At 63.0% G+C, this 22,083-nt stretch carries 19 protein-coding genes; 10 read left to right on the top strand and 9 right to left on the bottom strand.

Annotated features, from left to right (window positions below; all coding sequences use genetic code 11):
* Positions 1 to 2,139 (top strand): xanthine dehydrogenase family protein molybdopterin-binding subunit, encoded by a 2,139-nt coding sequence (locus JM946_RS02965; protein ID WP_203165645.1) that lies wholly within the window; start codon positions 1 to 3, stop codon positions 2,137 to 2,139.
* A gap of 16 nt (positions 2,140 to 2,155) precedes the next feature.
* Here JM946_RS02965 and JM946_RS02960 read toward each other — a convergent pair whose 3' ends face one another.
* From JM946_RS02960 to JM946_RS02950, 3 genes are all read right to left on the bottom strand, one after another.
* Positions 2,156 to 2,350, bottom strand: a complete 195-nt coding sequence (locus tag JM946_RS02960) for a YbdD/YjiX family protein (protein WP_203165644.1) — start codon at positions 2,348 to 2,350, stop codon at positions 2,156 to 2,158.
* On the bottom strand, positions 2,347 to 4,419 hold the full coding sequence (locus JM946_RS02955) for a carbon starvation CstA family protein (protein ID WP_230979432.1): 2,073 nt from the start codon (positions 4,417 to 4,419) through the stop codon (positions 2,347 to 2,349). The genes JM946_RS02960 and JM946_RS02955 overlap by 4 nt, the downstream gene beginning before the upstream one ends.
* A gap of 72 nt (positions 4,420 to 4,491) precedes the next feature.
* Positions 4,492 to 5,244, bottom strand: coding sequence for a histidine phosphatase family protein (locus JM946_RS02950; RefSeq protein WP_203165642.1), 753 nt, complete (start codon positions 5,242 to 5,244; stop codon positions 4,492 to 4,494).
* 248 nt (positions 5,245 to 5,492) lie between these two features.
* Here JM946_RS02950 and JM946_RS31170 point away from each other — a divergent pair, with 248 nt between their 5' ends.
* Complete coding sequence (locus JM946_RS31170) at positions 5,493 to 6,794, top strand: VOC family protein (protein WP_203165641.1); 1,302 nt, start codon at positions 5,493 to 5,495, stop codon at positions 6,792 to 6,794.
* Between the two features lie 130 nt (positions 6,795 to 6,924).
* Here JM946_RS31170 and JM946_RS02940 read toward each other — a convergent pair whose 3' ends face one another.
* Positions 6,925 to 7,752 (bottom strand): fumarylacetoacetate hydrolase family protein, encoded by an 828-nt coding sequence (locus JM946_RS02940; protein ID WP_203165640.1) that lies wholly within the window; start codon positions 7,750 to 7,752, stop codon positions 6,925 to 6,927.
* Between the two features lie 122 nt (positions 7,753 to 7,874).
* Here JM946_RS02940 and JM946_RS02935 point away from each other — a divergent pair, with 122 nt between their 5' ends.
* The gene (locus JM946_RS02935; RefSeq protein WP_218042563.1) at positions 7,875 to 8,177 is read left to right on the top strand and encodes a hypothetical protein; all 303 of its coding nucleotides are present in this window, start codon (positions 7,875 to 7,877) and stop codon (positions 8,175 to 8,177) included.
* Between the two features lie 6 nt (positions 8,178 to 8,183).
* Here JM946_RS02935 and JM946_RS02930 read toward each other — a convergent pair whose 3' ends face one another.
* The gene (locus JM946_RS02930; protein WP_203165638.1) at positions 8,184 to 9,116 is read right to left on the bottom strand and encodes a ketopantoate reductase family protein; all 933 of its coding nucleotides are present in this window, start codon (positions 9,114 to 9,116) and stop codon (positions 8,184 to 8,186) included.
* A 60-nt stretch (positions 9,117 to 9,176) separates the two neighbouring features.
* Between JM946_RS02930 and JM946_RS02925 the strand changes: the two genes are divergently transcribed.
* The 5 genes from JM946_RS02925 to JM946_RS02905 all read left to right on the top strand — a co-directional run bounded on the left by JM946_RS02925 (position 9,177) and on the right by JM946_RS02905 (position 13,961).
* A complete protein-coding gene (locus tag JM946_RS02925; protein WP_203165637.1) occupies positions 9,177 to 10,475 on the top strand; it encodes an aminotransferase class I/II-fold pyridoxal phosphate-dependent enzyme in 1,299 nt (432 codons plus the stop codon).
* On the top strand, positions 10,465 to 11,535 hold the full coding sequence (locus JM946_RS02920; RefSeq protein WP_203165636.1) for a class I SAM-dependent methyltransferase: 1,071 nt from the start codon (positions 10,465 to 10,467) through the stop codon (positions 11,533 to 11,535). Before JM946_RS02925 ends, JM946_RS02920 begins: the two co-directional genes overlap by 11 nt.
* Complete coding sequence (locus tag JM946_RS02915; protein WP_203165635.1) at positions 11,532 to 12,251, top strand: pseudouridine synthase; 720 nt, start codon at positions 11,532 to 11,534, stop codon at positions 12,249 to 12,251. Before JM946_RS02920 ends, JM946_RS02915 begins: the two co-directional genes overlap by 4 nt.
* A 130-nt stretch (positions 12,252 to 12,381) precedes the next feature.
* Positions 12,382 to 13,329 carry an AraC family transcriptional regulator gene (locus JM946_RS02910; RefSeq protein ID WP_203165634.1) on the top strand — a complete coding sequence of 316 codons (948 nt, stop codon included), beginning with the start codon at positions 12,382 to 12,384 and terminating at the stop codon, positions 13,327 to 13,329.
* 83 nt (positions 13,330 to 13,412) lie between these two features.
* Positions 13,413 to 13,961 (top strand): DUF2058 domain-containing protein, encoded by a 549-nt coding sequence (locus JM946_RS02905; protein ID WP_203165633.1) that lies wholly within the window; start codon positions 13,413 to 13,415, stop codon positions 13,959 to 13,961.
* Positions 13,962 to 13,965: 4 nt separating this feature from the next.
* On the opposite strand, the gene JM946_RS02900 is transcribed toward JM946_RS02905, so the two are convergent.
* The gene (locus tag JM946_RS02900; RefSeq protein WP_203165632.1) at positions 13,966 to 14,751 is read right to left on the bottom strand and encodes a hypothetical protein; all 786 of its coding nucleotides are present in this window, start codon (positions 14,749 to 14,751) and stop codon (positions 13,966 to 13,968) included.
* A gap of 250 nt (positions 14,752 to 15,001) precedes the next feature.
* A complete protein-coding gene (locus JM946_RS02895) occupies positions 15,002 to 15,925 on the bottom strand; it encodes an aspartyl/asparaginyl beta-hydroxylase domain-containing protein (protein WP_407700491.1) in 924 nt (307 codons plus the stop codon).
* Positions 15,926 to 16,096: 171 nt separating this feature from the next.
* On the opposite strand from JM946_RS02895, the gene tal reads away from it, so the two are divergent.
* A complete protein-coding gene (gene tal, locus JM946_RS02890; protein ID WP_203165630.1) occupies positions 16,097 to 17,227 on the top strand; it encodes a transaldolase in 1,131 nt (376 codons plus the stop codon).
* A 62-nt stretch (positions 17,228 to 17,289) separates the two neighbouring features.
* Here tal and JM946_RS02885 read toward each other — a convergent pair whose 3' ends face one another.
* Positions 17,290 to 19,557, bottom strand: coding sequence for a di-heme-cytochrome C peroxidase (locus tag JM946_RS02885; protein WP_203165629.1), 2,268 nt, complete (start codon positions 19,555 to 19,557; stop codon positions 17,290 to 17,292).
* A gap of 250 nt (positions 19,558 to 19,807) precedes the next feature.
* Between JM946_RS02885 and JM946_RS02880 the strand changes: the two genes are divergently transcribed.
* Entirely contained in the window at positions 19,808 to 21,562 is a 1,755-nt protein-coding gene (locus tag JM946_RS02880; RefSeq protein ID WP_203165628.1) for a diguanylate cyclase, read from the top strand.
* Here the strand turns inward: JM946_RS02880 and JM946_RS02875 are convergent.
* The gene (locus JM946_RS02875) at positions 21,552 to 22,079 is read right to left on the bottom strand and encodes a hypothetical protein (protein WP_203165627.1); all 528 of its coding nucleotides are present in this window, start codon (positions 22,077 to 22,079) and stop codon (positions 21,552 to 21,554) included. The two genes, JM946_RS02880 and JM946_RS02875, sit on opposite strands and share 11 nt — an antisense overlap.
* Positions 22,080 to 22,083 lie beyond the last annotated feature (4 nt).

Genomic DNA, 22,083 nt, shown 5'->3' with positions numbered 1-22,083 from the left:
ATGGCAACTTCACGTCGCGGCTTCATCAAATCCACCGCCACCGCCGCCAGCGGTTTGGTCATCGCCTGTTACTTACCCGGCTGCAGCAAGCCGGAGCAGGCGGCCAGCAACGCCGGTCCGCCCAAGCTGGTCAAAGCCAATGCCTTCCTGCAGATCGGCACCGACGGCTCGATCACCATGTTTTGTGACAAATCGGAGATGGGGCAGGGCGTGTACACCGCCTTGCCGACGCTGCTCGCCGAAGAGCTCGGGGTCGCGCCCGATGTCATCAAGGTCGAGTTCGCGCCGCCTGGAAACGAATACGTGAACAAGATGCTCGGCGCGCAAGCGACCGGTGGCAGCACCAGCGTTCGCGAGGCGTGGGACAAGATCCGCATGGCCGGTGCAGAAGCGCGCACTCGACTGATTGCGGCCGCGGCCGATGAGTGGAACGCGCCGCCTCAGTCCTGCACCGTCGCCGACGGCTATGTTTTATTCACCAGCCGACGCAAGTCGTTTGGCGAGCTGGCGGAAGCGGCCGCGGCGTTGCCGCCGCCGCAGAACGTGCAGCTCAAAGGCAAGAACGAATTCAAATACGTCGGCAAGACCGCGACCCGAATGGACACTCCGTCCAAGGTCGACGGCTCGGCTCGGTTCGGCATCGATGTGAGATTGCCGAACATGTTGTACGCCGCGCTGGCGCAGCCGCCGGAACTGGGCGCGAGCGTGAGGAGCTTCAATGCCGACAAGGCGAAGACGATGCCCGGCGTGCGCGAGGTGTTACAAACATCCTCGGGCGTGGCAGTCGTGGCCGATTCGTGGTGGCAAGCGAAGCAGGCGCGCGATGCCTTGGAGATCCAGTGGAATGCCGGGCCGGCCGCCAAGCTGAGCAATGCCTCGATCTATGCCGGCCTGAAGAACGCCGCGAGCGGCAAAGGCCTGGAAGTGCGCAAGCAAGGCGATGCCGACGCAGGCTGGAAAGCGAACGGACGCCGCGTCGAGGCGACCTATGAACTGCCGATGCTCGCCCATGCGACCCTGGAGCCGCAGAACTGCACCGTCGAGTTCCGGGACGGCGCTTGTCATTTATATGTGCCTACTCAGGTGCAACAGATGGCGCAGGCTGCGGCCGCGAAGGCGGCGGGGCTGCCGCCGGAACAGGTGTTGGTGCATACGACGTTTCTCGGCGGCGGCTTCGGTCGCAGGCTCGAGGTCGACTTCGTTCCGGCCGCAGTCGAATGCGCGAAGGCGCTCGACAAACCGGTGAAACTGCTATGGACGCGTGAGGACGACACGACGCACGACAAGTATCGTCCGCCAGCGCGCAACACTTTGTCCGGTGCATTCGATTCGAGCGGCAAGCTCGACACCGTGAAGATTCATATGGTCGCGCCTTCCATCACATCTCGATGGGCGCCGGGCGCCGTGCCGCAGGGAACGCCGGATCCGTTCTCGGTGGAGGCAGCTCACAACTTTCCCTACGACGTGCCGAATCTATACATCGACTATTTGCAGCACGAAGTCGGGTTGGAGGTCGGTTACTGGCGCTCGGTGAGTCACGCGATCAACTGCTTCACCATCGAGAGCTTCATGGACGAGCTGGCGGCCGAGGCGCAGCTCGATCCGGTGGAATTTCGTCGTTCCTTGCTCGGCAAGGAGCCGCGCTGGCTGGCGGTGCTCGACGTGGCCGCTCGCAAGGCCAACTGGGGCAGTCCGCCGTCGGGACGACATCAAGGCGTGGCGTTGATGTCGGGCTACGACACGTATCTCGCGCAGGTCGCGGAAATCTCACTCGAAGGCAACAAGCTCAAGGTCCATCGCATCGTGTGCGCGATCGACTGCGGGCAGATGGTGAACCCCGGCATCGTGCAGGCGCAGGCCGAGGGCGGCATCGTGTTTGGTTTGACCGCGGCGCTGTTCAGCGAGATCAACGTGGCCAACGGCAAGGTTCAGGAACAGAACTTCGATACGTATCGGCTGCTCCGTCTGAACGAGACGCCGACGATCGAGGTACACCTGCTGAACACCGACGAGAAGCCCGGCGGCATGGGCGAACCCACCGTCGCGCTCGTTGCGCCGGCAGTTTGTAACGCGATTTATGCGGCGACTCGGAAGCGGCTGCGCAGGTTGCCGATCGTGAAACACGGGTTCGTGGTGTGACGGTGTACTGAAATCTTCAGCAGCAGCGCGACACGCCCGTCCATTTGCTCTGCTGCTGCTGGAGATAAAACGCGCGGCGGCTCATGGGCGGCGAGCCGGCGTGCGCCTGGGCATGGTGCGCCAGGTACTTGTCGTAAGCGTCGTCGGTGGCGAGCGAGCGGATCGTGTTCCAGGTCGCCGCCACCCACAGCGTCAATCGTTGCATGTTCATGCCGCCTCCGCGCCGATCTTGCTCGGGCCGATCGAGTTGATGTGGACATGGGGTGCTTCCGAGTTCGGAGGCACCGGCTGGCCCCGCACGACCCGCAGGCTGACCCGCACCATGTCGGCGATGACCACCCAAAGAATCAACGATAGCAGCACTGCCAGCACCGCATCGAGCCGCTGATTGAAAATGAGCTGCGGAGCCACGGCCGCCTGCGCTTCGGGCAACGCGCCGGCGGCCAGCTTGGCCGCCAGGCTGTCGGCCGCAGCGAGGAAGCCCACGCGTGGATCGCTCGAAACGACTTTTTCCCATGTGGCGGCGGTAGTGACGATGGCCAGCCACGCGAGCGGCGCCGCCGTCACCCAGCAATACCGCAGCTTGCCCTGTTTGATCAGGATGCCGGTGGCCACGCACAGCGCGATGCCGGCCAGCAGCTGATTGGCGATGCCGAACAGCGGCCAGAGAATATTGATGCCGCCATTGGGATCGACCACGCCGATGTACAAGAAGTAACCCCAGCCGGCCACCACCAGAGCGCTCGCGATCAGCACCGACGGATACCAGGAAGTCTCGCCCATGGGCTTCCAGATATGGCCGAGCGCATCCTGCAACATGAAGCGGCCGACGCGGGTGCCGGCGTCCAGCGTGGTCAGAATGAACACTGCCTCGAACATGATGGCGAAGTGGTACCAGATCGCCAGCATGCTTTCGCCGAAGGCGCTGGAGAAAATGCTGGCCATGCCCACGGCGAGCGAAGGCGCGCCGCCGGTGCGGGCGAACAAGGTGGACTCGCCCATCTCCTTTGCCAGGAACTGCATCTGTTCGACCGTCACCGGGAAGCCCCAGCCCGAGATGGTGGCCACGGCCGCTTCCGCCGTGACGCCGACGATGCCCGGCGCGCTGTTGATGGCGAAATACACACCCGGCTGCAGCAGCGTCGCCGCAATCATGGCCATGACCGCGACCCCGGACTCGAGCATCATGCTGCCGTAGCCGATCATCCGCACGTCGGCTTCATTGCCGATGAGCTTCGGCGTGGTGCCGCTGGACACCAGCGCGTGAAAGCCCGAGATGGCGCCGCACGCAATGGTGATGAACACGAACGGGAATAGCGCGCCACCGAAAATCGGGCCGCTGCCGTCGATGAACTGAGTGACGGCCGGCATGTGAATTTCCGGACGCATCAGGATCACGGCCAGGGCCAACAGCAACACTGTGCCGAGCTTCAGGAAGGTGGAGAGGTAATCGCGCGGCGCGAGCAGCAGCCACACCGGCAGCACAGCAGCGATAAAACCATAACCGATCACGAACCACGCGAGCGGCTTGCCGTCCAGGTTGAACAGCTCGCGCAGCGTCGGATGCGAATCGACCCAGCCGCCGCCGACCACCGCGAGCAGCAACAGCGCCAGGCCGATCAGCGATCCTTCCAACACGCGGCCCGGGCGGATATTGCGCAGGTACAGGCCGATCAGAACCGCGATCGGAATGGTCGCGAACACAGTCGAAGTGGCCCACGGGCTGTGCTTCATCGCATTGACCACCACCAGGCCGAGCACGGCGATCAGGATGATCATGATGGTCAGCGTGCCGAGCATGGCGGCGAAGCCGCCGACCGGGCCGAGTTCGTCGCGCGCCATCTGTCCCAGGCTGCGTCCATTGCGCCGCGTGGACAGGAACAGGATGGTCATATCCTGAACGCAACCGCCGAGCACGCCGCCGACCAGGATCCACAGGGTGCCGGGCAGATAGCCGAACTGCGCGGCGAGCGTGGGGCCGATCAGTGGGCCGGGGCCGGCAATGGCCGCGAAGTGATGACCGAACACGATCCAGCGATGCGTCGGCACGAAGTCGCGGCCGTTGTTCAGCCTCAGCGCCGGTGTGGCGCGCGTGGCATCGACGCTCAATACCTTCGCCGCGACCCAGGCGCTGTAGAAGCGGTAGCCGAGACTGTAGATACACAGCGCGGCCACTACGATCCACATGGCGTTGATGGTTTCGCCGCGATGAAGTGCGATACCGCCGACCGCGAACGCGCCGACCAGCGCCACCAGAATCCAGAATGCTGTTTTTATCATCCTGCCGCCGTGCCCCCTTGCCGATGCCCATGCCGTCATGCTTAGCGCGGCGGCATGGTAGCGTCAGCGAGTCTATTCACCAAAGGTGGTGAGACCAGCCCATTCGGTGCAGAACAGCCGGCTGTCGCGCAGCTCGGTCTTGATGATGCCGGTGTTGGGCAAGGGATGGCGCAAAGCGAAATCGGCCGGCACATTGTTGGCGAGCACCGGCACCAGGAAGCCCAAGGTGGCGCTGTGCGCGACGATTACCACGATGCCGGAATCCAGCGCGTGACGGTTCATTACTTCGCGCACAAACGGCAGGAACCGGCGCTGCACGTCGGCAAAGCTTTCGCCGTCGCCATGGCGCGCATCCAGGTCTTTTTCGATTAACCACTTACGCGACAGCTCGCTGTACACGGCTCGCACATCCTGGCCGCTGTTGACGCCGACGCCGAAGTCGATCTCGACCGCTTCCGGCGCGAGCGCGAGCGGCAGCAGGTGCTCCAGGGCCAGCGCGTCCGCAGTCTGAATGGCGCGCAGATGGGTGCTGGTGTAGATCTTCGCGATGGGTGCGTCGCTCAACGATTCAGCCAGCGCGCGCGCCTGTTCCACACCCCGTCGCGTCAACGGATAACTCACCCCGCCATCCGGCACGGTGCGCGGCGTGCCGGGCACATTGAGCTCGCTCTCGCCGTGGCGGATGAACCAGATCTGCAACGGCGGCTGACCCGCCAACGCCGCCGGCGCGGGCAGCGAGGTGACGAGCGCCAAGGCGCCGACCGAAGCGCCGAGAAGACCCACGAATGCACGGCGGGTCGGCCGCGCCTCAGGCGTGGTGCTCATGAGATCCGTTGAGTTGGTGCGATGTGAAGGTGCGAATTCTGGCGTGCTGTTGTACCTCATCGCCAGTTTTTGGCAAGTGTGCGCCTCGCTCATGCGCATCGATCACACAACAAACATGCAATGTGAGAATGTGCGTCGAGTGTTGACTACTTTTGCGTCAACGAGCGGAGTATGCTCAGCCGCCAATGAACGTCACTTGATGATCGGAACGAGCAACACCTAACAAAGTCTCATCGAGGGAGATCGCGATGGCTGATCAGAGTGTCCGTGGACGATTCGTCTGGCATGAGCTGGTGACGCCGGACTCCAACGCCGCCCATGCGTTCTATGGGAAGGCGATCGGCTGGAAGAGCCAGCCCTGGGAAGAAGACGCTTCTTACGTAATGTTCGCCGCCGCGCGCGGTCCGGTCGGCGCCACCGTGGGGGGCAACGGCTCCGCCGCACACTGGCTACCCTATGTGGGCACTGGCGATCTCGACGCGACCATCGAGCTTGCGAAGCAAAAGGGCGGCTCGGTGGTCAAGGATGTTGCGACCTTATCCACCGGCAGCCGTTACGCGGTGCTGCAGGATCCGTACGGCGCTCGCTTCGGCATATACGAATCCGCCGATGACTACGGCAAGATCACGCCGCCCAAGCCGGGCGAGCATTCGTGGCACGAGCTGACCAGCACCGACCATGAGGGTGCGTTCGATTTCTACTCGGCGCTGTTCGGCTGGGAAAAGCTGTCCGAGCACGACATGGGCGAGATGGGCATGTATCTGGTCTATGGGCTGGGCGGCGTGCAGTTCGGCGGCATGATGACCATGCAGGGGGCGAGCCCGGCATGGGTGAGCTACGTGCAGGTCAAGGATGTGAACCAGACCGCCAAGAAAGTGAAATCCGCCGGCGGCAAGATCGTCAACGGTCCCATGGAAGTGCCGGGCGGCGACTGGATCGTGCAGGCGCTCGATCCGCAGGGCGCGATGTTCGCAGCGCATGCCCGGGCGGCCGATATGCAAAAGGCCGCCGAGGCGAAAACCGCCAAGCCCAAGAAAGCCAAGCAGCCCAAGCCCGAGCAGGAACAGCTGAGCCTGAGCGAAGAAAGCCCGCCGCCGGTCGTGGAGGATTCGGAGACGCCGGCCGAGGAGCAGGCGCCGCCGGCCGATCGACCGCCCGAAGAGCCGGCGCAAAAAGCGCCTGCCAAGAAGGCTCCGGCTCGCAAGCGAGCACCGGCCAAGGAAGCGCCGCCTGCCACCGAGGCGCCGACCGAGGAAGCGCCCGCCAAAAAGGCGCCTGCCAGGAAGTCACCGGCGAAAAAGGCACCGGCCAAGAAGGGTCCGGCCAAGAAGGCGCCGGCCAGGAAGTCGAGCAAGAAATCCAAAGCGCCTGCCAAGAAAAAAGCAGGCAAGCAATCGAGCAAGAAGCGGCCGGCCGCCAAGAGCGCCGGCAGCAAAAAGACCGCGGCCAGAAAGGGCGCCAGGACAGTCGCCCGCCCGGCCAAGGCCAAGAGCAAGACGCGCTCAGGGGGAAAGAAGAAGGCGGCGCAAAAGCCGCGAAAGAGGAAGTGATGACCCAGGGACGGGGCTAGTGCCAGAAGCAAGTCGATAGCGGCCCCGATGGGGGTTGCTCGCTTCGACAAAATAAATGTTCGGTCGCTAGCTAACGCGGGGTCGTCGAGACAATCGACGGCCCCGTCTTCTATCGAACCTCCACTCGCATCGACCCGATGCCGACAATGCCGGCATCGATCACGTCGCCCGCCACCACCGGACCGGCGCCCGGCGGGGTGCCGGTGAGAATGATGTCGCCCGGATACAAGGTGAAGAACGACGAGGCGTATTCGATCAGTCGAGGCACGTCGTTCAGCAGATTGCGGGTGTTGCCGCGCTGGCGCGCCTGTCGATTCACCTGCAGCCACAGCCCCAGCGTTGCGGGATCTGCTATTTCATCGCGGGTAATCAGCCAAGGCCCAAGCACGGTATGGCCGTCCGCAGACTTGCGCATACTGCGTTCTTCGGTGCCCTTCACGGTCATGTCGAGCGCTACTGTGTACCCCATGACATGATCCATCGCGCGCTCGCGACTGACGTTGCGGCACCAGGATCCGATCACGACCGCCAGCTCCACTTCGTGCTCGTGCTGCCGGCCGGGCAAGGTGAGCTCGATGCCCTCGGACGGCCCGACGATGGAGCTGGTGGCTTTCAGGAACAGGCCGTCGCGCTCCAGGGTGCTCACCGGATAGTCGGCGTCGTCGGCCGGCTGGTGATAGTTCTTCAGCGCGCCCAGGATCTTGCTCGGATTGGCGACCGGGCTTTTCAGCGCGCAGTCGGCCAGATGGCGCGGAATGCCGGACAGCGCGGTCTGCTCGATCATGCCGCGCAGCCGGTCGATATTGGCGATCAGCAGGTCGCCAGGGTCGATGGGCCAGCGCGTGGCGGGGATGGAATCAAGGACGGAGGTCACATCGACCACGTTGTCGCCGCGAAGCACCCCGACTCTGTCGGTATCGAATCTACATAGACGCATGCGGCCGGCAGCTTCCCCTACGACGCCGGCCCGTGCAAGAGCCGGCGCATTCGTGTAGAAAGACCGCCTCGCTCACGGGCGCTCCGCATGGGGCGTCGGCAATTTTCAGAAGTTACACAAAGATGAAACAGGTACGCGGGAAAACCTTCACCGGCCAGCGCGTGGTCCTCGACGGCAAGTCGTTCGTCGATTGCCACTTCAAGGACACCAATCTGATCATCGAGGGCAACGGCCTCTTCGAAATGCAGAACTGCAAGATCGAAGAAGACTGCCGCCTGGCGGTGGAAGGGCCGGGCCAGGTGCTGCTGCACACGTTGAAGATGATGCTGTACTCCGGCGGCTGGATGTCGCGCGTGGCCGATAATGTGCTGCATGCGGTGAAGCAGCCGCCGAAGGCGCGGGCCAAGAAAGCTGCCGGGACCTGATCTCGGCTAACTTGCTGCCGAGAGTCTCGCTTCAATCATTTTAGTGAGCGCGTACAGCGTCTCCAGGATCGGAGCGCTGACGCCATGTTTGCGGGCAGCGCGCACGGTGTTGCCCAGAATGGCTTCGATCTCCATCGGCCGGCGGTACTTGTAATCCAGCGCCATGCTGGTGTGGTAGGGCGGGATCGCCCTGGTGCCCTCGATCAGTTGCTCGATCAGCTTCGGATGCATGGGATGGCCGGCCGCCGCCGCGATCGCGCACACCTCCTGCATCGCCCGCCGAATGAACGCTGTCGACTCGGGCGTGCCCAGCATCACTGCGGTGTCGAGCATGCCACCCGTGATGGAGACGGGATTGAAGGTCGCGTTCCACACGGCCTTTTGCCAGCGCGCGCCGACCACGTTTTCGGTCACTTTGCAGCCGATGCCGCCGGCGTTGAACATGGCCGCGAGCCGATCTGCCGCTGCTGAAGGGCCTTCCGGATAACGCCCCAGGTTCAGCTGGCCCAGCATCTGGTGGTCCACTTTGCCCGGCGCACCGCGGCCGACTCCGACCAGTGCCAGTCCGCTGAGCAGCTCGTTCTCGGCAAACGCGGCGGCGATCTCGCCTTCGATGTCGATGCCGTTCTCGATCAGCACGATCACCGTGCCGGGCCCGACGGCCGGGCGGATCAGGGCGGCGCGATCCACTCCTTCCAGCACTTTGACCGTGAGAATCAGGAATTCCGGCGGGGTCTTGCATTCGGCCACTTCGCGAAACACCTGGTGCGGCTTGAAGCGATGATTGCCGAGCAGCGGGCTGGTGATGTCATAGCCCTCACGCGAGACCACCTCGTAGTCCGAGCGGCAAACCACCGACACCTGCGCGCCCTGCCGGGCCAGTGCCGAGCCGAACAGGGCGCCGACCGCGCCGGCCCCGACGATTAGTATTGATGTCATGGGTCGAGAATAGCCGTTAAGATTCGCAGCCGCGAATCCACCCCCCATCTGGCTCCTTCCATGTCCAATCTGACGAGTCTTGATCTGACTTCTCGGGGCATCGCCGAGTTGCGCGCCGCCCATGAAGACGTTCGCCGCCGTTATCAGGCTTTCGCCGAGCGCAAGCTGAAACTCAATCTGACCCGCGGCAAACCGTCCTCGAAACAGCTGGACCTGTGCAACGAGCTGCTGAGCCTGCCTGGCGGCGACTACATGGCCGGCGCCGTGGACACTCGCAACTACGGTGAGTTGCAGGGCCTGCCCGAGCTGCGTGCGCAGCTGGCGCCGATCTTCGGTGTGAGCCCGGATCGCGTGATTCTCGGCGACAACGCCAGTCTCGCGCTCATGCATGATGCCGTCGTTTATTCGATGCTCAAAGGCACCGTCGACAGCGACAAGCCATGGTCGCGCGAATCGCGCATCGCGTTTCTGTGCCCGGTGCCGGGCTACGATCGTCACTTCTCGATCTGCGCGCAGTTCGGCATCGAAATGATCCCCGTGCCCATGCTCGATACCGGCCCCGACATGGCCGTGGTGGAACAGCTGGTCGCGTCCGATCCGCAGATCAAGGGCATGTGGTGCGTGCCCAAATACAGCAACCCGTGCGGCACGGTGTATTCGCATGAAACCATCGAGCGGCTCGCCAAGATGCCGGCCGCGGCCCGCGACTTTCGTTTGTTCTGGGACAACGCCTATGCCGTGCATCACCTGACTCACGAGCACATCGAGATAACGAACATCGACGAAGCCTGCGCGCGCCACGGCCATCCGAATCGCGCTTTCATCTTCGGCTCGACTTCCAAAGTTACATTCGCTGGCGCGGGCGTCGGTTTGTTCGCCGGTTCCAAGGACAACGTGGCCTGGTACCTGAAGCAGATGAGCATGCGCACCATCGGTGGCGACAAGGTGAACCAGCTGCGCCACGTTCGTTTGTTCAACACCAATGGCGGCGTGGCGGCGCTCATGGATCGGCATCGCGAGATTCTCGCGCCCAAGTTCGAGCAGGTGCTGAAGACGTTCGAGCAGCACCTCGGCGATTCGGGCGTGGCGCGCTGGACGCGCCCGAAGGGCGGCTATTTCATTTCGCTCGAGGTGCTCGACGGCTGCGCCAAGCGCGTCGTGCAGTTGGCGAAAGAAGCCGGCGTGGAACTCACGCCCGCGGGTGCTACGCACCCGCTCGGCAAAGATGCGCAGGATCGTTTCATTCGCATCGCGCCGAGTTTTCCGGAACTGCCGGAAGTGACCCAGGCCGCCGAAGGTGTGGCCGTCTGCGTGCTGCTCGCCGCGACCGAAAAGCTGTTGCAGTCGCATGCCGGCTGATCGCAACGACGCGGCGCTCGAAACGCTGTTCCTGCCTTTCAGCGACGGTCGTCTGCAGTGGCCCGCCGGCGGTGCAATGTTTCTTCGTGCGCGCGACGGCTGGCCCCTGCGCCAGCAGCCGCTGCCGGGACTGTTTTGCGAACAGACATTCAAGCCCGAAGCGGACGCGTTGCTGCAAGCCGGATTCGCCGTCAATGCCAAGGATGCGCCGAAAACTTATGAACTGGTGCTGATCCTGCCGCCTCGGCAACGTGACGAAGCGCGTGCCCTCATGGCGCGCGCGGTCGCGATGACCAAGCCGGGCGGTCGAATCATTGCGTGTCAGAGCAACGATGAGGGCGCGCGATCCGGTGAAGCGGATCTCGCGCAGCTCACGGGCGAAGTCGAGTCCATGAGCAAGAACAAATGTCGCGTGTTCTGGACCGCTTCGCTGGCCCGGCTGAATTTTTCCTTGCTGACTCACTGGCAGTCGTTGGATGAACCGCGCGCTATCGCCGACGGACGGTTCATGAGTCGTCCAGGTATTTTCGCGTGGGATCGCATCGACGTGGCTTCGGCGCTGCTGGCCGAGCATCTGCCTGCGACGTTGAGCGGTCGCGCCGCCGATCTCGGTGGCGGATTCGGTTACCTGTCGGCGGAGTTGCTGACTCGCTGCCCTGGCATCGCCGCGCTCGATATATATGAAGCCGAGAACCGCGCGTTGGAACTCGCGCGCGTCAATCTAAAGGGTTTCGAGGCGCGCACGCCCATCGACTACCGATGGCACGATGTCGCGGCGGGATTGCCGGATACCTACGACGTGATCGTCACCAATCCGCCGTTTCACGCACAGCGCGGCATCGACCGCCCCGACATCGGGCGGCGTTTCATCTCGGTGGCCGCCGACTCGCTCAAGCCCGGTGGCAAGTTGTGGCTGGTGGCGAATCGTCACTTGCCATACGAATCGGTGCTGAGTGAAAACTTCGAGTCCGTGCGAACCGTGACTCAGCAGCATGGCTACAAGATCATCGCCGCCGTGCGCGCCAAGGCGGCGTCCAAAGCGGGCAGGAGCGCGCGATGAAATTGCTCAAGCTCATCGCCAATCTGGGTTACGGCAGTCGCAAGGAAGTGCTCGCGATCTTTCGTGACGGCCGCATCACCGACGTCGATGGCGAGGTGCTGTACTCGGATGACAAGGTCGAGCACTCACGCGTGCGCATCGATGGCGAGCCGCTCGATCCGCCGCCCGGCATGTTGCTGATGATGCACAAGCCGACCGGCTACACCTGCTCGACGTCCGACCCTGGCCAGGTTGTTTATGACTTGTTGCCGCCGCGTTTCCGTCAGCGCAGCCCGGTGGTCGCGACGGTGGGTCGACTGGATCGCGACACCACCGGTCTGTTGTTGATGACCGACGATGGCAAACTGCTGCACAAGATTGTTTCGCCCAAATCCAAACTGCCCAAGGTCTACGAGGCCACGCTGGCGCGCGATTTGCGTGGCGACGAAGTGAAGGTTTTCGCGAGCGGCAAACTGATGCTCGAATCGGAGCGAGAGCCGCTCGCGCCGGCGCATCTCGAAGTGCTCGGGCCGCGCCAGGCGCGACTCACGCTCACCGAAGGTCGATACCATCAGGCGCGTCGCATGTTCGCCGCGGTCGGCAATCACGTCGAGACGCTGCATCGGAGCCGGGTCGGCGGGCTCGAGCTCGGCGCTTTGCCGATGGGCCAGTGGCGCTTGCTGGACGCCACCGACCTCGAGCGTCTGTTTGCAGTGCCGGCTCGCCAGGGCGCCTGAGCCGGCTCACCGATTCCTCTTCGGTTCTTGCCCGATTCTGCAAAGGTGGCCTGCCGACCCGGGACAAAAGCCGGGCTGTGTGCTGATATGGCGGTTACCGCCTAGCCTGATTATCGTTGCAGCCGCAGCCATGAGCGCCGTCGAGTCCAGCCCCGAATCGCCTCCTGTCGAGCTTCCCAACCTGGATCAGCAGCAGGCCGAACTGGCCGCGCTGGTGACGCGATTGGCGCCCGGGGAGGGCATGCACCCGTCGGCCATTCCAGGGCTGACGATCATGCGCGCCAACTCGCCTTCGACGCCGACGCCGTCGCTGTACGAGCCGAGCCTGTGCATCGTGGTCCAGGGGCGTAAGCGCGCGATGGTGGGCGACGAGGTCTATTACTACGACGCGCTGAACTATCTCACCGTGTCGGTCACCTTGCCGGCGATCGGTCATGTGCTCGAAGCGACCGCCGACAAGCCCTATCTGTGTCTGCGCCTGGAGCTGGACGCGCGCATGATCGGCGAGCTGCTGTTGCAGGTGGGACGCAGCGCCGTGCCACCCTCGACCGATCGTGGTTTGTATGTCGCACGCACCAGTCCGCCGCTGCTGGATGCCGTGCTACGCCTGACTCGGTTGCTGGAACAGCCGCGCGACGCCGCGATTCTCGCGCCCCTGGTGCTGCGAGAGATTCATTACCGCGTGCTCACTGGCGAGCTGGGGCATCGGTTGCGCGAGTTGTGTGTTGTGGACAGTCAGGTGAATCGGGTCGCGCGCGCCATCGAACTGTTGCGCAAGCGATTCACTGAATCGCTGCGCATCGAGGATCTTGCCGCCGCCGCGCATATGAGCGAGTCGTCGCTGCATCATCGTTTCAAAGCGGTGACGGCGATGTCGCCCATGCAATTCCAGAAACAGCTGCGCTTGCATGAAGCGCGCCGTCTGATGCTGATGGAAGGGCTGGAAGCGGCCGCTGCCGCGCATCGCGTGGGGTATGAAAGCCCGTCGCAGTTCAGTCGCGAATACCGCCGCCTGTTCGGGGCTCCGCCGCGCCGGGAAATTCAGACAGTGCGCGGCGGCGGATTGCAACCTGCCTGATTTTCGAGCGCTGTCGCACTCGCGGCCGGGACCGGTTTGCGTAGAATGGCGCCGTCCCAAAGGGAGTCCGTGCGGAGCCTTCGATGAGCATGTCATTGCGCGAGCAGTTACTGGCCGCCGGCCTCGGCAGCAAGAAGCAGGCGCGCCAGGTCGAACAGCAGCAAAAGCAGCAGCAACACCAGCAGGCCAAGAACCGTCAGCTGCGTGAAGAGCAGGAGAAGCGCGCCGCCGAAGCCCGTGCCAAGGCTCAGGCCGAGAAAGCTGCGCGCGACGCCGAGCTGAATCGCAAGCGCCAGGAGAATCAGGAGCGCAAGGAGCGCTGGGCGCAGATCAAACAGATCATCGAGCAACACCGCCTGCCCAAGCCGGACAGCGATGAATATTTCAATTTCATCGACCGCGGCAAAGTGCGTCGGATCACCGCCGACAACGCGCTGCGTGAAAAGCTGATGGGCGGCAGCATCGCGATCGCCCGTTGCGAAGGCCGTTACGACCTGGTGCCTGCCGAAATCGCCGAGCGCCTGCGCGAGCGCGACGAGCGCTCGGTAGTGAAGCTGAACCAGGAAGAATCCAAGCCCGCCGAGGACGATCCGTACAAGGACTTCGTCGTGCCCGACGACCTGATGTGGTAGCCGTTCAGTCGAGCACCTTGCGCGCGCGTTCCTGGTAACGCTGCGCCGACAGGCGCATGTTGTTGTCCTCGACGTGGAACGGCGTTCTGGCGACATAAGCCAGCGCGCGCGGCACGCCGAATTGATCGATGAGCGGACCGATCAACAGAATTCCGCCGTAGCGCTGCACGTCCAGATAGGTCTGATCGCCCTTGTCCCAGAGGTTGCGGCGAAAGCCCGCAAAATCCTCCGGCCAGATCATATCGAGCCGGTTGGCGTTGAAGATCGGCGTGCGCACTTCCTTCAGATGTTCGTTGATGCCTTCCACCAGCATCTCGCACGGCAGCCGCTGCCCGAGATCGCTTGACTTGCAGTCCTTGTGCGGCCACGACAGGCCGCTCGCCCTGGCCGCTTCCTGCAGGTACGCGCTCCAGATCAATTGATCGATGGCCTCCACCACCGGGAACGCATGTCGATACTGTTCGTTTTCATAGAACGGCCAGTAGTAAGCGGCGGCGCGCAGCGGGTTGGGGACCTTGGAGCTCAGCATCCGACGCGGAAACACCAGCGTGTGATTCTGTTGATCGTAGATTTCTTTGCCGTCGACCAACTCCTTGGTGCCGACGAAACGCACTTCGAGCGCGGTGGGCAAGGTGCCGAGCAGATCGCCGAATGCGGTGGTGATGGCCTGCGTGCGGTAGTTCACCAGCGCCGCGAAGCGCTGCTTGCACTGCTCGCGATTGACGCTTTCGCAGGCGTGGCCGAGTGCAGGAAACAGTAGAACCAGACAGACGAGTCCGAGGCGCATCATTGTTGCAACTCCCGTCCTTCGACATCGAGCCTTGTTGGCCAATCAGGCTTGCAGAAACCATGCCGAGGATAAGCAAGCAACGACACGCACGGACGGAAGTTCCATGCTGGAAATCGCTCGTGTGTCGCGCCGGGAGTTGACGCGATTTATCAGCTTCGATTAGCGCCGCGGCGGAAATAATTGAAGGCTCAACGGGCGGCGCATCCGCGTGGCGGACGGCCCGTTTGTCGGGCCGACGCCAACAACTGTTTCAAAATCCGACGAAGATGCCGTACGCGACGACTGCGAGCAGCGACCATTTCAGCGCGTAGTAAGTGGGCTTGTGCCACTCTTTGATGCGCAGGCCGAGCGCGCGAATTCGATACACGTAAGAGAATATATGATTCAGGACGCCGACGTGCTCGCCGGGCACGTTCTGTGTTGCCGCCGCGCGAATCATGCCGCGCCCGATGGTGCGATTGATCCATCGCATCACGGGGTTAGACAACGGTCGCTCGATGTCGCAGAAAAGAATCACGCGAGTCTGATCGGTGCGATTCTCGGCCTGATGGATGTAGGTCTCGTCGAACATCACCGCTTCGCCGTCCTTCCAGTAATACTTCTCGCCGTCCACCACGATGTAACAGTCCGGGGAGTTCGGCGTGCTCAGGCCCAGGTGATAGCGCAACGAGCCGGCGAACGGGTCGCGATGCGCGCCGAGCCGCGAGCCCGGCGGCAAAAGTGTAAACATTGCTGCGTTGATGGAAGGAATTTTTGCCAGCAGCTCGGCCGTCTTCGGACACAGCGCCGAGGCCGAGGGCAGGAAGTCGCCGTACCACTTCAGGTAAAAACGCTTCCAGCCGCGCTTGAAGAACGTGTTGAAGCCGATGTCGTTATAGCCCGCGGCCGCGCGGATGTGACCTTCATCGAACAGCTTGAGCGCTTCCTCGCGAATCATCTGCCACTGCTCGGTCACCTGCTTCAGTTCGGGAAACTCCCGCACGTCGGCATAGGGCTTGGCTTTCACCGCCGAGAACAGATACATCAGGCTGTTGTACGGGGCGAGCAGGTTGGCGTGATCCGCTACCAGGCGCGACAGCTTGTGCCGTACGCGGCCGCGAAACTGTACGAAGGTGACCGAAGCGATGAAGGTCGCCACGATCAGCACGCGGGGTGACACGAGCAGGTGATACATTGTTTGCGAAGGCGCGGGGCTCTGACCAGTTGTTGGGCGGAGCATACTCAGCGAAACCTTCGAAACAAGCGCCTCGGCGGAATTGCAGTATTGCCGCTACAAGCGTAATCGCAATCCGGTCCTATACAATCGCATGAGTGCATCGCAGAGTAGCGTCGGAGCCAGATACAGATGAATGCCAAAGCCGATCAGATCAAAGCCGCGGGCGCCAACCCGCTCCGTCAGGTTCACCAGCTGGGGCAGAGCATCTGGCTCGACGACATCCGGCGCGGCTGGCTGCGCGACGGGCGCCTGGCGAAGCTGATCGCTGACGATGCGCTAGCCGGCGTGACTTCGAATCCGGCCATTTTTGCCAAATCGATCAGCGAAGGCGCTGAATACAACGAGGCCATCGCGTCGCTGGCCGCTGCGGGTCGCAGCATCAACGACATCTACGAGACGCTGGCGCTAGAAGATGTGCAGGCGGCGGCCGATTTGTTTCGGGCGACCTACGATGCGAGCGGCGGGACGGACGGCTTCGTCAGCCTCGAAGTGTCGCCCCATCTTGCCGATGATACGCAGGGCACTGTCGCCGAAGGGCTACGGTTGTGGCAGGCGTTCGATCGGCCCAACGCCATGATCAAGGTGCCGGGTACCGAGGCGGGGTTGCCGGCGATCACCGAGTTGATCGCGGCGGGCGTCAATATCAATGTCACTTTGCTGTTCAGCGTGGAGCGGTATCGAGCGGTCGTGGATGCGTACATGGCCGGCTTGGAGAAACGTTCGCGCGCCGGCAAGCCGATCGATCAGATTGCGTCGGTGGCGAGTTTCTTCCTGAGTCGTATCGATACGCTGGTCGATGCGCAGCTGGACAAGATGTCTGCTCCGGAAGCCAAGGCTCAACGCGGTCGGGCTGCTATCGCGAATGCGCGGCTGGCTTATCAGTATTTCAAAGAGTGGACCCATGGGGATCGGTGGCGGGTGCTGGCTTATAAAGGCGTTAAGCCGCAGCGTCTGTTATGGGCGTCCACCTCGAGCAAGGATCCGGCATATAAGGATACGATGTATGTCGAGGCGCTGATCGCTCCCAACACGGTCAATACTCTGCCGCCTGCTACTGTCGACGCCTATCGCGATCATGGCTCTCCGGCCGTGCGCATCGAAGAGGATCTTTCTTCCGCTGCGGAAACTGTGCAGAGCCTTCGTGGTCTCGGCATCGACTTGAATTCAGTGAGCGCGCAGCTCGAGCGCGAGGGCGTCAAGAAGTTCAAGGAGCCGTTCGACGCGCTGCTCGCTACGTTGGCTGCGCGGGCTAAGAAATAAGAGTTGCGTCAGAGAATGGCGGAGCGGCGAGGGGCTTGGCAACCCCCTCGTTTCCGGCGATCTCACAACGAGCGACCGAACAATTCACACTGCGGAGCAGAGAAGTCCGCCGGCGTGGGTGGGTCCTGGTGAATCTTCAGGTACTCGACCAACGCGAAGCGTTGTTCGTCAGTGAGCAAGGGGCCAATCACGCCTGCAGGTAATGGGTTCGAAGCAGGATCCTGCAAGTGTTTGTTCCACGAGGCAGCATCCGCGGCAAACGCATGACCGATATTCAGATTGCCCGGAATGGACGTATCCAACCAGAACCCATCGCCCCCGGTCTTCGGATCGGGTTGCGTTGCATAGCCCACGTGCACCGGGTCGAAATCACGGCGTCCGACAAAGAAACGTTTATCCCGTTGCTCGGGCGGCAAAAGCATTTGATACAACGAAGGCACCGAGCCGTTGTGCAGGAACGGCGGCGTGGCCCAGACGCCTTGTAGTGGGCGCGGTTTGTAGCCAAGGATCTGCTGCGGCAGATCGAGAGCGCCGAAACCTTCGAGGCATTGCTGAGTCGCGTAGTCGATGCCGTAGTCGGCATAGAAACGGTTCTTGATCAAAATACCGACCAGGTTCAGCGCCAGACCTTCGGTGAGCCGAGTCACATCCAGCGCGCCGACCGTCTTGTCGATACTGGACGTGCCATAGCGCACATCCCACAACAGATTGAGCGTGTGGCAATCCAATCCGCAGTCGAGCGGATCCGCAGGCTTGTCCGCAGACACAACTGGCACGGGCGACAGCAATATTTCCAACGCCGAATCGATGGCTTCGAAGCTTTGCTGCGGCAAGCTCGGCGTCGCATTGGCGTCGGGATCGGGATAGCTGGCAAGCAATGTGGGCAGCTCGCCCACCGGCAACTGCTGCGCTTCACGCAACCGAACCACTTCATGCAGACGGAACCTCGCATCGCGCGCGAGCGAGCGAACCAGCAAAGGTCGCAGGGCGTCGGCCAGTTCGGCATTGGTCAAGCCGGTGCGGGACAAATCGTAACGGCGCGACATGAAGCCTTGGGCGGCCTTCGGATCCGTGCCGATGTGATCGAGTGGAATCACTTCGATGCGCCATTCCACTTCCGGGAACGGCTTCAGCGGCGCGCTCGCTTGCTGACGAGCCGCCTCGGCCACGTGAGGCCCATGGCATTCGCGGCAATATTGCTCGAACAACTTGCCGCCTTGCTCCGCCTTGGCGCGATCCACGGGACCGAAAATATGCTCAGGCCACTGCGGAGGCGTGAGCTGCTGCAACGTATGCTCGATACGCTGCAAGCCCGGGATATCGACACTGGTGCGAAAGCGGTGCTCCGGCGGCAACGGTTGCAGCATACCGTTGCGCCAGGGAGAGATGGCGCCGACGCCCAGCGCCTCGCCGATGTTTCTTGCCAGCGGCTGGGCCACCGAGCCGTTGTATTGCACCCAGTCGAACTTCCAGATGTTCCAAAGATAGGGATAGCTGACCGGCGCGTCGCCGACCTGGTAGTTGTCGGCGGTGAGATGATCGCCGAACGCGGTGTTGCCGATGCGCCCCAGAGCGTCGGTGCGGCCGAAGCCCTCGTGCACGGGATACAACTTGCGCAACGGATTGTTCTGACCGCTGCTCAGCATGGCCTTGATGCTCGCCCACAACGCCGACTTCAACTCGGCCTTGGCGTCGGGATAGCCCGAGCCGAGCACGCGCTCGGCAAACCGATCGAACTTCCAGGGCTTCACCGCGGTGTCGATCAGCGAGGCCAGCAGCAGCGGTGCGAAGTCGCCGCGTGAAAAGTCGGTGAAGGCATGCATCGCCGCGCCACCGTCGATGCGCACGGCGTAGGTGCGATTGTCCTTGGTGAAATGGAGTTCGCCGGTGTGACAGGCGGCGCAGGTGATGTCCAGCACGTCTTCGCCGATGGCGGGGTCGAAGTGCCTGGTGAAGCCGATGGGCAGCTGATGCGGATTGGCCGGGCTCGGCTCCGGATCGACCACGAAACGGTACTTGCGCATGTGATCGGGCGCGGCGAAGCGCTCGCTGGAGAAAGGCAGCTCCAGATTCACGAACCAGTCATAACGAACCGCGCCGGTTGAGGCGCCCTGCGGCATCGAGGTGCCCTGGGGGGTGTAATAGTACGTCTGCCGTTGCGGGCTGTTCTGGCCTGCGCCCCAGTTCTGGTCGAGCCACACGTACTCGTCGACCTGCTCGAGCGCTGGAATGGTATGCACCGGCCACAGCACGAACCAGGCGAAGACGGCCACCGCCAGCACGGCCAGCACACCCACCAGGGCCAACAACCATTTCATCAGCCGCCGCATCGAAGCGCTCCTTGTTTTGGTCTTTGAGTCCGGCGGCGAGGGCGTCCCGGCCGCTTGCACGTATGCGTCACATCGGCGCAGCGGAAGGTACCGACCGGCTCACACACCGCCCGCTGACGACATCACAATTCCAATATTTCATGACCGCGGACGTCGCGAGCGAGTGCGCCGTGTCGCATACTGCGCGCCGTTCGTTGCCGCCATTCGCACCGGGGCAGCGGGGCACACCTAGAGGGAGGACAAAGTGCCGATGACGCCGCTTCGTATTGCCGTTTCCACCCAGCGCCTTGCTCGGCGGGTCGCGGCATGCGTGTCGGTGTGGCTCATGCTCGTGCTCACCACCTTCGCCGTGCAGGCCGAGCCGATATTCGTGCTGCCCGCCGCCGAACGAATCCACGTGCAGGAATTCAGTCGCCACATCGGGCTGCTCGAAGACCCGGCGGGCACGCTGTCCGTCGACGATGTGACCCGCGCGAGCTTCAGCCCCTCGAGCCTGGCGGCGGCCAACGTCGGCTTCACCACTTCTGTCTGGTGGGCCCGAGTCACATTGAGTAACCAGGGGCCGCGGGAGCGGGAGCTGTACCTGCGCCAGACCTACCCGTTGATCGATTACCTGGATGTATACGAGCAGACGGGACCGGGGCAGTGGCGCACCCACCGGACCGGCGACCGGCGCCCGTTCGCCGCTCGTGACATTGCCCATCGCGATCTGGTTTTCCCCATCTACGTACCGGCGGGGGCCGAGCGCGTGGTCTACCTGCGCTATCAATCGCAGGGGGCCATCGATATCAGTCTGTCGCTCTACAGCTCGCCGGAGCTGCTGGAGTCCTTCAGTCGCGAGCAGCTGGCGTACGGCATCTATTACGGTTGCGTGATCATGCTGCTGGTCTGGAGCAGCCTGGTGTTCATCGCCGTGCGCGACAAGGCGTTCCTCGCCTACTTCGCGTACGTGGCGACGTTCGGGCTGTACATGCTGATTCACAATGGGCTCGCCTATCAGTACCTGTGGCCCGAGAGCCCGCGCTGGGGCAACACCAGTCTGATCGCGCTGATCATGATCGCCTTGTTCGCGGGATTGCAGTTCTCGCGGATGATTCTGCGCGCCAGGGAAGTGATACCGCGATTGGACCTCGGGGCGAGAGTCGTGCAAGGCGTCGCCGTCGTCTTGCTGCTGGCCTCGCCGTTCGTGCGGTACTCAGCCATCATCGCCCCGATCGCGCTGCTGGTGCTGATGGGCGTGATCTATATGTTGACGCTAGGCATCAGCGCCATGGCGCTCGGTTCGCGGCCGGCGCGCTTCTATGTCATCGCCTGGAGCTCGTTCCTGTGCGGCTCGGTGGTGTTTCTCTTGAAGACCTTCGGCATGCTGCCTCATACGTTCCTCACTCAGAACGGCTGGCAGATCGGCTCGCTGCTGGAAATGATTCTGCTGTCCATGACGTTGAGCACGCGCATGAACGAGCTGCAGCACCAGAGCCGCACCGATCCGCTCACGCTGCTCGGCAACCGGCGCTTGTTCGACGACCGCTTGCCGGAGGAGTTTCTGCAAGCGCGCGAGCAACAACGGCCGCTGTCGCTGCTGGTGCTCGATATCGATCACTTCAAGAGTTACAACGATCGGCACGGCCACGCGCGAGGCGACGAAGCGATCAAGGCGGTGGGGCATGCGTTACGCAAGTTTGCCCGCAAGCCGCTGCTGGGCTGCCGCTATGGCGGTGAAGAATTCACCGTGATCCTGCCGGGAGTCGATTGCCAGACCGCGGCGCTCATGAGCGAGCGGCTGCGGCGGACCATTGAAGAAACATTGCACGGCGATCTGGCTATCACCATCAGCATCGGCTATGCGTGTCTCGACCGCGGCCAGTTCGAAAGCGCGGACAAATTCTTCGAGGCCGCCGATTCAGCCCTCTATACAGCCAAACAGCGTGGCCGCAACTGCGTGGTGGCGTTCCACGAACGCAATCCAGAGGGCGCGCCGGCGCAACCTCGAGTGGCTATCTCCTGAGCCAATAGATCATGATCACCAGCACCAGGATGATCAGCAAACGCAGGATGATGGGGGGTGTGAGACGCGCTTTGCGTCGAGCCGAACGCCGGCGATAGACGGCGAGCGGTTGGTAACGCTCGTTGCGAGCCCAGGGCAGCGCCTCGTCGGCGCCAATGAAATGGCCGGTTTCTGTATCGAATAACACTCCGTCGGTCATGACGGTCAGGGTCGCGGCGGCAGCCACCGCGGCAGCACGGTCCGAGGGGCGACCGCTGAAGCGCAGATTCGCAACGCTGTTTCGAGCGCCAATGGCCTTGGCTCCGGCTGCGCCGATTTCGATGGTCGGTGCGGTGAACGATTCCAGGTAGTACTCGAACCCGGTGCGATCGTCCGGGCAGGGCAAATATCCGCTATGCGAGCCGGGCTCGAAGTCCTCCGGCAGCTGAACGTCGAAGCCGGCCTCGCGAAGCGAGCGGGCCCAATCGGCGGCGGCCGGCAAACGGTCGCGCTCCAGGAATACGTTGTAGCTGATCACTTGA

This window comes from Steroidobacter gossypii (genome assembly GCF_016801985.1).
Lineage (GTDB): Bacteria > Pseudomonadota > Gammaproteobacteria > Steroidobacterales > Steroidobacteraceae > Steroidobacter > Steroidobacter gossypii.
The sequence above is the reverse complement of the archived record's forward strand: the minus strand, read 5'-3'. Positions and strand labels throughout refer to the sequence as shown.